This window comes from Agromyces sp. NPDC029043 (assembly GCF_055564615.1).
Window position 1 is genome coordinate 63874 of record NZ_JBVHVX010000019.1, and the last position, 12228, is coordinate 76101.

12 protein-coding genes are annotated in these 12228 nt (G+C 66.1%); 2 read left to right on the plus strand and 10 right to left on the minus strand.

Features of this window, described 5'->3' with window-relative positions; all coding sequences use genetic code 11:
- Nucleotides 1–12 precede the first annotated feature (12 nt).
- The 8 genes from ACZ4TW_RS19245 to ACZ4TW_RS19280 all read right to left on the minus strand — a co-directional run bounded on the left by ACZ4TW_RS19245 (nt 13) and on the right by ACZ4TW_RS19280 (nt 9092).
- Nucleotides 13–1182: a uroporphyrinogen-III synthase gene (locus ACZ4TW_RS19245; RefSeq protein ID WP_465545368.1), complete on the minus strand. Its 1170-nt coding sequence runs from the start codon at nt 1180–1182 to the stop codon at nt 13–15.
- Nucleotides 1179–1589 (minus strand): nitrite reductase small subunit NirD, encoded by a 411-nt coding sequence (gene nirD / locus ACZ4TW_RS19250; protein WP_465545370.1) that lies wholly within the window; start codon nt 1587–1589, stop codon nt 1179–1181. The genes ACZ4TW_RS19245 and nirD overlap by 4 nt, the downstream gene beginning before the upstream one ends.
- Nucleotides 1590–1600: 11 nt before the next feature.
- Nucleotides 1601–4192: a nitrite reductase large subunit NirB gene (gene nirB / locus ACZ4TW_RS19255; protein WP_465545372.1), complete on the minus strand. Its 2592-nt coding sequence runs from the start codon at nt 4190–4192 to the stop codon at nt 1601–1603.
- Nucleotides 4192–5655 (minus strand): nitrate/nitrite transporter, encoded by a 1464-nt coding sequence (locus ACZ4TW_RS19260; RefSeq protein ID WP_465545374.1) that lies wholly within the window; start codon nt 5653–5655, stop codon nt 4192–4194. The genes nirB and ACZ4TW_RS19260 overlap by 1 nt, the downstream gene beginning before the upstream one ends.
- Before the next feature lie 174 nt (nt 5656–5829).
- Nucleotides 5830–6684, minus strand: coding sequence for a TIGR02569 family protein (locus ACZ4TW_RS19265; protein ID WP_465545376.1), 855 nt, complete (start codon nt 6682–6684; stop codon nt 5830–5832).
- An 89-nt stretch (nt 6685–6773) separates the two neighbouring features.
- A complete protein-coding gene (gene moeZ, locus ACZ4TW_RS19270; RefSeq protein ID WP_465545378.1) occupies nt 6774–7949 on the minus strand; it encodes an adenylyltransferase/sulfurtransferase MoeZ in 1176 nt (391 codons plus the stop codon).
- Nucleotides 7950–7981: 32 nt separating this feature from the next.
- Complete coding sequence (locus tag ACZ4TW_RS19275; protein ID WP_465545380.1) at nt 7982–8107, minus strand: hypothetical protein; 126 nt, start codon at nt 8105–8107, stop codon at nt 7982–7984.
- Nucleotides 8108–8117: 10 nt separating this feature from the next.
- Nucleotides 8118–9092 (minus strand): DUF3152 domain-containing protein, encoded by a 975-nt coding sequence (locus ACZ4TW_RS19280; protein ID WP_465545382.1) that lies wholly within the window; start codon nt 9090–9092, stop codon nt 8118–8120.
- A gap of 265 nt (nt 9093–9357) precedes the next feature.
- Between ACZ4TW_RS19280 and ACZ4TW_RS19285 the strand changes: the two genes are divergently transcribed.
- Nucleotides 9358–9987 carry a TetR/AcrR family transcriptional regulator gene (locus ACZ4TW_RS19285; RefSeq protein WP_465545384.1) on the plus strand — a complete coding sequence of 210 codons (630 nt, stop codon included), beginning with the start codon at nt 9358–9360 and terminating at the stop codon, nt 9985–9987.
- Between the two features lie 13 nt (nt 9988–10000).
- Entirely contained in the window at nt 10001–10948 is a 948-nt protein-coding gene (locus ACZ4TW_RS19290; RefSeq protein WP_465545386.1) for a DUF808 domain-containing protein, read from the plus strand.
- 109 nt (nt 10949–11057) lie between these two features.
- Here ACZ4TW_RS19290 and ACZ4TW_RS19295 read toward each other — a convergent pair whose 3' ends face one another.
- Nucleotides 11058–11288, minus strand: a complete 231-nt coding sequence (locus tag ACZ4TW_RS19295) for a DUF3107 domain-containing protein (RefSeq protein ID WP_465545388.1) — start codon at nt 11286–11288, stop codon at nt 11058–11060.
- A 121-nt stretch (nt 11289–11409) separates the two neighbouring features.
- Entirely contained in the window at nt 11410–12204 is a 795-nt protein-coding gene (locus ACZ4TW_RS19300) for a ferritin-like fold-containing protein (protein ID WP_465545390.1), read from the minus strand.
- Nucleotides 12205–12228 lie beyond the last annotated feature (24 nt).

Here is a 12228-nt window from a genome sequence, read left to right on the forward strand (position 1 = left end):
TTCGTCGAGGACTCATTCGCCCTCCTCCCCGTCATACTCCAGGTCGACGGCGAGGCGATAGCCACGTTTGACCACCGTCTGCACCATCTTCGGATCACCGAGCGCCCTCCGCAGTCGCGCCATCGCGACCTCCACGGCGTGGGTGTCGGAACTGTCACCGGGCAAGCCGGCGAGTAACTCCTGCCGGGACACCACGCGTCCCGGATTGACCGCCAACGACTTCAGCAGCATGAGGCTCGTCGCGGACAGGTCCCGCACCTTACCGTCGACGAGAACGGCCTGACCGCGGATCGCGGTGTCGTGGCCGTGTACGCGCAGGTGATGTCCGCGCCGCGGCAGATCCTCGGTGATCAACCGGGCAAGTGCGCCGAGCCGGAAACGTTGCGGGTAGGTCGTCGGGATCTGCAGTGCCGCAAGCGGTCCCGCGGTCACCGAGCCGACACACAACACCGGTACCGATGTCCGCATCGCGTGCGTGAACTGCGGCAGCTTCCCGAGTTCCTTGGCCCGCGTCAGGATCGCGGCCGCCGCCGGCGCACTGGTGAAGGTGATGGCGTCGAGATCGCCGCGGATCACCGCGAACACCATCTTGTCGATGCGGTCGACGTCGGGGTGGATGTTCCAGCGGTACACCGGAACCGGCAGTACCTCGGCCCCGGCGGCGCGTAATACCTCGCAGAAGTCCGGCAGTGGCTCCCATTCGGTGGTGGCGCCGTGCAGTTGGACGGCGATGCGCACACCGTCGACGCCTTCGTCCAGGAGTCGTTCGAGGACTTCCGACGACGACTCGCTGGCCGGGGACCACTCCTCGCGCAGACCCGCGGCTCTGATGGCCCCCTTCGCCTTGGGGCCGCGCGCGATCAGCCTGCTGGTACCCAGTGCGGTGATCAGGTCCTCGGCGTCGCCCCAGCCGTCGGTGGCCTCCACCCATCCGCGGAACCCGATGCCGGTGGTGGCCACCATCAGTTCAGGTGGATGAGCGATGATCTCCTCGGTGACGCGCTCGAGTTGGGTGTCGTCGGCCAACGGCAGGATGCGGATGGTCGGTGCCATCATCACCTGCGCGCCGCGACGCTCGAGCAGCGCCGCGAATTCCTCGGCACGACGCGCCGCGGTGATACCGATGGTGAATCCCGCCAGTGGAAGGGCTGCAGTGTCCTCAGTGGGGCTGTGTGCACTCATTTGTCCGGAAAGTACACCTCGACCGCGTCGTCGACGACTGCAACGGCGTAGCTGCGGACCGCGACCGTCTCGTCATCGAGACAGATCCCGGTGCGCAGCGAGAACACCTGTTTGCCCAGCGGGCTGGCCACCGTCGGCTCCCCGCCGCGGTCACCGGTCAGCCCGCGCGACAACACCGCGGCGCGGGCGAACGGATCGATGTTGCCGATCGCATAGAGCCTGGTTCGGCCGGCAACGGCCTCCCGGTCGGATTCGCCGGTGGGCACCCGGAAGAGTGCCGCCTGCTCGAACTCCGGACCGAGCACGCCCACGCCCCGGCCCACGGCCAGATCCGCGAGCAGACACGCGCGCACCCACTGCCCCGGCACGGCGTCGGGATGACTGCCCACCAGGTTCTCGTCGGTCACTCTCATCGTGCTCATACCCCCTGCCGTATGTCGGTACCGCTGATCTCACGGTCGGTGTCCTCACGCGTGTCCTGGTCCGCGGGCATGGCCGGCATGTCCAGCAGGACCGGAACCTTCCGGTCGTACTCGGCGAATCGGATCGTCGGGTCGGGGACGTCGGGCGCGTTGACGAACGACGTGAACCGACGCAGCTTCTCTTCGTCGTCGAGTACCGCGGACCACTCGTCGCGATACCCCGCGACGTGGCGTTCCATCGCTTCTTCCAACTCGGTGGCCAGACCCAGGCTGTCGTCACACACCACCGCACGTAGATGATCCAGTCCACCCTCGAGCGACTCCAGCCACGGCGCCGTGCGCTGCAACCGATCCGCGGTGCGGATGTAGAACATCAGGTACCGATCAATGTAGGCGACAAGGGTGGCGTCATCCACTCCAGAAGCGAGTTGCACGGCGTGCTTGGGACTCTGCCCACCGTTGCCCGCGACGTAGAGATTCCAGCCGTGTTCGGTGGCGATGATCCCGACGTCCTTGCCGCGGGCCTCGGCACATTCGCGGGCACAGCCCGAGACGCCGAACTTCAGCTTGTGGGGCGAGCGCAGGCCGCGGTACCGCTTCTCCAGATACACCGCCATACCGACGGAATCCTGCACCCCATAGCGGCACCACGTCGATCCGACGCAGCTCTTCACCGTCCGCAGGCTCTTGCCGTAGGCATGACCGGATTCCATCCCCGCATCGACGAGCCGCCGCCAGATCAGCGGCAACTGATCCACGCGCGCCCCGAACAGGTCGATGCGCTGGCCGCCGGTGATCTTGGTGTACAGGCCGAAATCCCGTGCGATCTCCCCGATCACGATGAGTTGCTCCGGGGTCACCTCCCCACCGGGCATCCGCGGGACCACCGAATAGGAGCCGTTCTTCTGCAGATTCGCCAGGAAGTGATCGTTGGTGTCCTGCAGCGCGACCTGCTCGCCGTCGAGGATGTGATCGCTCGACGTCGACGCCAGGATCGACGCCACCGTCGGCTTGCAGATCTCGCAACCCTGCCCGGTGCCGTGGCGTTCGAGCAGTTCGGAGAACGTGCGGATACCGGTGACCGCGACGATCTGGAAGAGCTCCGCGCGCGACTGCGAGAAGTGTTCACACAGGGATTTGCTCAGCTCCACACCCGACGACTCGAGCAACTGCTTGATGCTCGGGAGGCACCCTCCGCACGTGGTACCCGCCGACGTGCAGCCCTTGATCGCGGCCACATCGCACGCGCCGTCGGCGATAGCCGAACAGATCGTGCCCTTGGAGACGCCGTTGCAGGAACAGATCTCGGCATCGTCGGGCAATGCGTCGATGCCCATGCCCGATCCCGACGACGACGGCGCGATCAAGGCTGCCGGGTCACCGGGGATCTCCCGACCGACCATCGGCTTGAGCATCGCGTACGCCGACGCGTCGCCGACCAGGATGCCGCCGAGCAGCGTCGAAGCATCGTCGGAGAGAACGATTTTCGCGTACTTCCCGGCAACCGGATCGTGATAGACGATCTCCAGGGCGTTGGGCGTCGCACCCATCGCGTCGCCGAAACTCGCGACGTCGACGCCGAGCAACTTGAGCTTGGTGGACATGTCGGCACGGGGGAACTCCGAGGCCGTACCGGTCAGGTGATCGGCGACGATCTCGGCGGTGGTGTAGCCGGGTGCGACCAGTCCGTAGCATCGACCGTCGACGGCGGCGACCTCACCGATCGCGAAGATCCGCTCGTCGCTGGTCCGGCATCCGGTGTCGACCAAGACGCCGCCGCGCTCGCCGACGTCCAGGCCGGCGTCACGGGCCACCTGATCTCGCGGGCGGACGCCCGCGGAGAACACCAGCAGCGACGCGTCGATCTGGGAGCCGTCGCTCAGGGTGATCAGCAGGTCGTCGTCGACATCGGGGTGATCGACGATGGAGGTGGTCCCGACTCCGGTGTGCACGGTGAGCCCGAGTTCGGAGACGAGCCGCTTGAGCACGGAGCCGCCGCCCTCGTCGACCTGCATCGGCATCAGCCGCGGCGCGAACTCCACCACATGCGGGGTCATCCCCAGCAGCCGCAACGCATTCGCCGCTTCCAGGCCGAGTAGTCCGCCGCCGACGACGACCCCCACCGCGCCCGGCCCCGCCGCCTCGGCCGTGGCGCGGATCGCGTCGAGATCATCGAGGGTGCGGTAGACGAAGCACTTGGCATTGTCGTGCCCCTCGACCGGCGGGACGAAGGCGTAGGACCCGGTCGCGAGGACCACCGCGTCGTAGTCCACCACGCGACCGGAGTCGGTGACGACGCGGCGCCCCACCCGATCGATCTCGGTGACCAGTTCACCCAGATAGGAGGTGACCTGCGGATCGCCGTCGTAGGTGTTGCCGGCCAGCGCCAGCGAATCACGCTGCCACGCACCGACATACGACGACAGTCCGACGCGGTCATAGGCGGGATCGGCTTCCTCGCCGATCACCACGATCTGCCAGGCACCTTCCGGATCACGGGCGCGCAGCGATTCGACGAATCGGTGCCCGACCATGCCGTGACCCACCACCACGACCGTTCCCGAGGTCATGTGCGTCCCCTCGCTCATCAGGCCATCGCCTTCTCGCCGGCGGAACCCTCTCCCGCGGAGACGGCGGTCGAGGACGCATCGGTGACCGCGAGATCGGTGGTCTCACCGATGACGATCGGACGACGCGCGTAGAACCACCAGGTGATTCCCGCGGCGAGCACATAGAAGATCATGAAGACCCAGAAGGCCACGGTGGCAGAGTGATTCGACTTGTAGCTGGCACGGAGCACCAGGTTGATGCCCACACCGCCCAGGCCGCCGGCGGCGCCCGCGAGACCGATGAGCGCACCCGACATGCTCCGCGACCAGCGCACCTTGCCCAGCGCGCTGAGGTCGGTCATGTACTGCGACTTGTGCTCCCAGATGGTGGGGATGATCTTGTACACCGATCCGTTCGCGATACCGGAGAGCAGGAACAGCAGGATGAACCCGACGATGAATCCGACCATCTGCGCCGTGCCGATGACCTTGCCGTTGGCGTCGGCCGACATGCCTGCCACCACGAGGATCGCAGCCGAGAAGGTCATGGCGACAAAGCAATACAGCGTGACACGGCCACCGCCGACCCGGTCGGCCCACTTGCCGCCGAAGGGGCGGGCGAGGGAACCGAGCAGCGGACCGATCCAGGCGATCTGCGCGGCGGCCAGTGCGGGCTTGGCCGCGCCCGCCGAGGTGAAGCTGATGTTGAGGACCTGGCTGAAGGCGAAGCCGAAGCCGATGAACGAGCCGAAGGTACCGACGTAGAGCAACCCGATCAACCAGGTGTCGCGGTACTTGAGGCAGTCGACCATGGCCTTGGCGCTGGAGGTCTGATGATCCAGGTTGTCCATGTAGATCGCCGCACCGATACCGGCGACGACGAGTGCGACCAGATAGATCGAACAGACGATCTCCGGCCGGTCCGATGCCAGCCAGATCACCAGCAGACCGATCAACTGGATCAGCGGGACGCCGATGTTGCCGCCACCGGCGTTGAGGCCCAGCGCCCAGCCCTTGAGTCGCTGCGGGTAGAAGGCGTTGATGTTGGTCATCGACGACGCGAAGTTACCGCCGCCCAGGCCGGTCAGCGCGGCGACCGCGAGGAACCAGCCGAACCCGAACTTGCCCGGGTTCATCATCAACATCATCGTGAGTGAGGTGGGGATGAGCAGCACGATCGCACTGAAGATCGCCCAGTTGCGGCCACCGAAGCGGGCCGTGGCCTGGGTGTAGGGGATGCGCAGGCAGGAGCCGACGAAGGTCGCGGTGGCCGCGATGATGAACTTCTGATCCAGGCTGATCCCGTACTCCGGACCCATGAACAGGGCCATCACGGAGAACAGCGACCAGACCGAGAATCCGACGTGCTCGCAGAACACCGACCAGGTCAGGTTCCGCTTGGCGATCTCGGCGTTGCCGGCATCCCAGGCCTTGCGGTCCTCCGGATCCCAGTCGGTGATGGTGTGATCGCGACGCAATGCCGCGAGAAGTGCTGAAGGCATGAGAGTGATTCCTTGGTGACGAGTGTGCCGTGGTGGATCGGGCTGTGCGCCGACGGCCTTGTCGGTTGGAAATCACGGTATGCAGAATGTGTTGCGCGGATTTTCCCCCGCGTATCCGAAGCGTCACGTTGTTCTCACATGGGCACCCGGGCCGTGTGAGAGGAATCGATCGGACTAGACCATCAGGCGGACGATGTCCACGACATGCTCGAGTCCGGGCAGCGCACCGGAGGTCGACCGCGGATGCAGTGCGTGCACCGCCAGGCGGAACATCGTGGCGCGCAACATCATCTGTGGCCACTCGGGCAGGTCTGCCCAGCGTCGCACGAGATCCTCGTCGGCGCCACCCCAGGCGAGGGCATCGACGACGGCGACCGCGGCGGCCCAGGAGGCGGGTCGCCAATACGGCACGATGTCGGTGATGCCAGGGGCGGCCGCACCGGCGAACAGCACGGTGCCGAAGAGATCGCCGTGCACCACCTGCGACGGCAGGTCGACCGGCTTACGCAGTGTCGCAAGGGTTTTCAGGATGTCAACACTCTCGACACCGTCGGGTGAGGTCGGCTCGCCCATCCCGGCGGCGCGCGCCGCACGCAGCGGGGTGTCCTCCCAGGCGGCACGGTCGGCGGCGGTGAAGACGTCGACGTCGGTATGTGGCGGCGCGGGCGGTTGCAGCAGGAACCGCGGACGTTCGATCCCGGAGATCGCCTCATGCAGCCGATTGGCGACGGAGACCACCTCGTCGTGCCGCGGTTCCGGAGAACCCGCGATGTAGGTGTCCGCGCGCCACCCGGAGACCACGTAGCGGCCGTCGGTCGCACGGAACGGACGGGCGATCCGCAGGCCTTCGACGTACAGCGACTCCCGTACCGACGCCGACCAGGCGGCCCGCGCATGATCCGGGACAAGGGACAACACCACTTCACCCACGCGCCAACCACCGACCCAGGAGTCACCCATCTCGATGGGCGGGTGCGCGGTCAGCCCGAACGTGTTCAGCACATGATCGGGTGGGGCGAGGGTGTTCACGTCTGCGAGGTTACCGCCAGGTCAGCTGCTTTTCGCGCAACAACGCCGCCGGGTCGGGGAGCAAAAGTGCGTGGTGGCAGCCACACCGATCAGTAGACCGGCAGGCTCTTGTCCACCTGATTGGCCCAGGCGGTCACGCCGCCCTGCAGATGTGTGGCGTCGGCGAACCCCGCGCGCTTGAGGGCGGCGAGCACCTCTGCGGACCGGATCCCGGTCTTGCAGTAAAGGACGGTGGGGCGGTCCTGCGGCACTTTCGCCAGGCCGGCACCGGACAGGATCTCGTCCTTGGGGATCAGCGTCGCGCCGTCGATGTGCACGATGTCCCACTCGACCGGCTCCCGGACGTCGATCAGCGCGATCCGGTCGCCGGCGTCGATCTTCTCCTTCAGTTCGACGGCAGTCAGCGTCGAACCAGCCGCAGCGGTGGCGGCCTCGTCGGAGACGACACCGCAGAACTCGTCGTAATCGATGAGGCCGGTGATCCGCTCGCCTTCCGGATCCTTGCGGATGCGGATGGTGCGGTACGTCATCTCGAGGGCGTCATAGACCATGAGCCGCCCGAGCAGTGGCTCACCGATGCCGCAGATCAGCTTGATCGCCTCGGTACCCATGATCGAACCGATCGAGGCGCACAGGATGCCCAGCACGCCGCCTTCGGCGCAGGAGGGCACCATGCCGGGCGGCGGGGCCTGCGGATAGAGGTCGCGATAGTTGATGCCGCGGCCGTCCGGGGCGTCCTCCCAGAACACCGACGCCTGACCCTCGAAGCGGTAGATGGAGCCCCACACATACGGCTTGTGCGCCAGCACCGCGGCATCGTTGACGAGGTAGCGGGTGGCGAAATTGTCGGTGCCGTCGAGGATGAGGTCGTACTGGGAGAACAGCTCGATCGCGCCCTCGGGCTCGAGCCGCTGATCATGCAGATTCACCGTCACGTACGGATTGATCTCCAGGATCGAGTCCCGCGCGCTCTCACCCTTGGGGCGGCCGATGTCGGACTGGCCGTGGATCACCTGTCGCTGCAGATTCGATTCGTCGACGATGTCGAACTCGACGATGCCGATCGTCCCGACACCCGCCGCGGCGAGATAGAGCAGCGTCGGCGATCCCAGACCACCGGCGCCGATGACCAGCACCCTCGCGTTCTTGAGGCGCTTCTGTCCGTCCATGCCGACGTCGGGAATGATCAGGTGGCGGCTGTAGCGGGCGACTTCTTCGTTGGACAGCTCGCCGGCCGGTTCGACCAGGGGCGGCAGAGACGACATCGTGACTCCTCCGGGAGTGGACTGGTATTCCCTCACCTCAACTGCGCGATGGTGGTCCGGTATTCCACTTCGACGACCGGCACACCCCACACGACGTCGTCCTTACGCGCCCCGGTCGGCGCCCAACCATCGTCGGGAAACGCCGGCCGGATGATCACGACGCCTTCGTCAGACCTCGTGCTTGGTGGGATACGGCCACGGATTGGGTTTGCACACGAACGACTTGTTGCCGCCGATGTCGGGATCGAGGGCGAGGATGTCGGAGTTGGCCACGCCGAACGACTGCTGCATCATGATCGGCGCGAGAGCACCGTTCTCCGCGCACGGGACGTGCGCCTCGTAGCCGATGCCATGTCCCACTTCATGATTGATCAGGTACTGGCGGTAGAGCAGATCGTCACCCTGATACGAGATCGCGCCGCGCACCCACCGCGCCTCGTTGAGGGTGACGCGATTGTCCGGCGGGTAATAGCAGGACGTTTCGAGACGGATCTGGTAGCCGCACAACTCCCGGGCCGTATCCGACGACGTCAACGAGATCCGCAGATCCGGCTCCCCCGAGTCGACCCGCTGGAACGCGACCTTGCCGTCGCCGATCCAGCTGCGCTGATTGGCCAGCGTCGCGTCGACCATCTTCGCGAACGACGCATCGCCGCCGAAGTCCTGCGGATTCACGCCCCGCTCGACCTCGACGCTGTAGGTGTACAGCTGCCCGGTGCCGACTTTTGTGCCCGCGCCCTTGATGACGCGGAACACCTCGTCGCCCTGCTTGGTGTACGGGCCACCCGCGGGCAGTGCCCCGGCGGGCAGCCTGTTCTCCTCGACCTGCGCCGACGGTGCACCGATCGGCCTGGTCTCCTTGCTGATGTCGGTGTTGCGCGCCGACGGATCAGGGTTGGTGTCGGAGGTGTGCACGACGTCGGCGGAGGTACTCGAGCGCATCGTCACGACGATCAGCACGATCGTCAGGATCAGCAGGACCGGGATCGCACAGGCGCGCCACCCGTACGTACTGACGAATCGACCCAGTGCGCTCTGCTTCTTGCGTTCGGGCTGACCCTCCCGATCCACGCGGGCACGGCCACCACGGTCCTCGGTCGGATCCCAGCGCGCACGCAGCGGCTGATCGGGGTTGGGGCGCACACGACGGCCTGATTCGGTTACCGGACCCCCGGAATTCACCGACCTGGGAGCCGACGCGCTCCCACCTTCCTCAGGGCGATTCACACATCAACTTTCTCATAACGCCGTCGGGTTTCTTCGCAGGCAACCCGCGCACCCCCTGCTTGGCGTGTTGACCCCGCACGAATGAACCCGTTCCTGCGAGTACTCTCGGTACATGTCGACTGCCACGAACTCGCACGCTTCCGCGGGACGGAACACGCGGTTGCCCAGGAGTGCGCGCCGGATGCAGTTGCTCGAGGCCGCCAGCGAGATCTTCGTCGAACGCGGATATCACTCCGCAGGCATGGATGAGATAGCCATTCACGCCGGCGTCAGCAAGCCGGTGCTCTATCAGCATTTCCCGTCGAAGCTGGATCTGTATCTCGCAGTGGTGGATTCACATGCGGAGAAGTTGGTCAGCGACGTCAATGCGGCCCTGCTCACCACCACCGACAACCGACAGCGTGTGCGGGCCGCGGTGGAGGCATTCTTCGACTTCATCGATCAGGACAATTCCGGCTACCGCCTGATCTTCTCCTCCGACGCCATGGACCCGGCGGTCATCCGCCGCATCGAGAGCGCCACCGAGGGCTGCGTCGACGCGGTCCACGGGCTGGTCATGCACGATTCGGGCCTTGATCCCTACCGTTCGCGGATGCTGGCGGCCGGCCTCGTCGGAGCAAGTCAGGTCAACGCTCGATATTGGCTCGAGGCCAAGCGACCCGTCGGCAAGGAAGCGGCGATCGACACAACGGTGGCGCTGCTCTGGGGTGGCCTGTCGCATGTGCCGCTGCTCTCCGGCGAGGGTGGCCTCGGCGACATGGTCGTCAACCCCGACGCCGCGACCTCTGCCGACACCGGCGACATCGCCTAATCTCGCAAGCGATATGGCATCCGGATTCTTCGCACTCCTCGACGACGTCGCGGCCCTGGCGAAACTCGCCGCCGCCTCGGTCGACGACGTGGGCGCGGCCGCGGGCAAGGCGACCGTCAAGGCCGCCGGTGTTGTCGTCGACGACACCGCCGTGACCCCGCAGTACGTGCAGGGCATCGCCGCCGAACGTGAACTGCCGATCGTCAAGCGCATCGCGATCGGATCACTGCGAAACAAACTGCTGCTGATCCTGCCGGTCGCCCTGATCCTCAGTCAGTTCGCGCCGTGGCTGCTCACACCGATCCTCATGCTCGGCGCCACCTACCTGTGCTTCGAGGGCGCCGAGAAGGTCTGGGGGCGGTTCCTCGGCCATCACTCCACCGATCAGGAGCAGGTCGACGCCGCTGTCGAGAAAGACGCCGATGCCGAGGAGAAGACGGTCGCCAGTGCCATCCGCACCGACCTGATCCTGTCCGCGGAGATCATGGTCATCGCCCTCGACGAAGTCGCCGATCAGGCCTTCTTCGCGCGCCTGATCATCCTGATCGTGGTGGCGATCGTCATCACCATCGCCGTGTACGGCGTCGTCGGCGGCATCGTGAAGATGGACGACGTCGGACTGGCACTGACGCAGCGATCGTCGTCGTTCGCGAAGCGGTTCGGCCACAAGCTGGTGGCCGGCATGCCCAAGGTGCTCACCACGCTGTCCACCGTCGGCACCGTCGCGATGCTCTGGGTGGGTGGACACATCCTGCTCGCCGGCACCGACGAACTCGGCTGGCATTGGCTCTACGGCAAGGTCCATCACCTCGAGGAACTCGTGCACGACGCCACCGGGCCGGTGGGCGCGGTGCTGGGCTGGGTGACCAACACGACGTGCTCGGCCATCCTCGGCCTCGTCGTCGGCACGGTCGTCGTCGGCATCGTGACCGTGCTCCCCTTCGGCAAGAAAGATCACTGACGTCCCCGGCATCGGACCCCGGACATGCGAGAACCCCGGCCCGGTGGCCGGGGTTCTCGTGTCAGATCAGATGGTGCGCAGATCCGGTGATGCCCGGATCAATCGACGCTCAGGCGCCGAAGCCGACGCGGCGCACCTCGGTGTTGCCGACCTCCGCATAGGCGATCTTGGCGGTGGGCACCAGGTAGCGCGACCCCTTCTCGTCGGTCAGCGCGAGGACGTCCTCCTTGCCCGACAGCGCAGCTGTGATCGCGGCGTAGGCCTCATCGCTGGTCTGCGTCGACTGCACCGTCAGCTCGCGCGAACTGTCGGCGATTCCGATCTTCACTTCCACGGCCATGTCCACCCTCTTCGATCACGTTGACAGCTATTGGTTCCAGGCTAGTTCAGCACTCCCGTGCCGGGACACCCGCTCCGCTGACAGCGAAAAGCGCGTGTCGTCTCGCGACGCCTCGGAGGAATCAGGCCAGGCCGAGTGCGGCCATCCGGACGTTGTGGCTCTCCTCGACATTCTCGAAGAACGACGCCACTCCCTGCAGCGAGGCCGCACCGGAGAACAGGAGATCGGTGACCTCCTCCTCGGCCGCGAGCACCCACTGCGCGTGGGTGATGGCCTCACCCAGGAGTCGACGCCCCCATAACACCAACGGCGACTTCAGGTTCGGGTCCCGGGTCACCGCGGCCCGGACCTGCTCGCAGGCGAACTCCGACTGCGCGGTCTGACCCATCACATCGGCCAGCAATGTCTGGGCATGCTCGGGCAGGACCCCGGCGAGCTCGGTGTAGAAATCGGCGGCCAGGCCGTCACCGACGTAGGCCTTCACGAGCACCTCGTACCAGTTGGTGGGCGTGGTCGCGCGGTGATACTGATCGAAGATCGGGCTGTACCGCTCGACGGCCCCGGCCGAGTCGATGCCCCGCGCCTCGATGTGTTCGGCCAGGTCACCGTAGTGACGAACCTCCGACGCGATCATCCGCGCGATGGCGACACGACTGGCCACATCGGGCGCCATACGCGACTCGCTGATCAATCGGCCGAATGCCGCATATTCACCGGCCAGCAGGACCGCGAACAGTTTGGTGATCCCGGAATCCTCCGCCGTGATCGCGACGTCACCGTCGGGGTCCGAGGTCGATGCGCCAGTGCTCATGCTGCTGATCGTAAACGTGTGGCAGGTCGCGATGCCATGTTCGGTGACCCCAGCACGTACAATTACCGATGGTGTATGCGTGCGAACGCCGCGGATGAGCGCCAACCCGACATCCGGGGGCCGATTCGT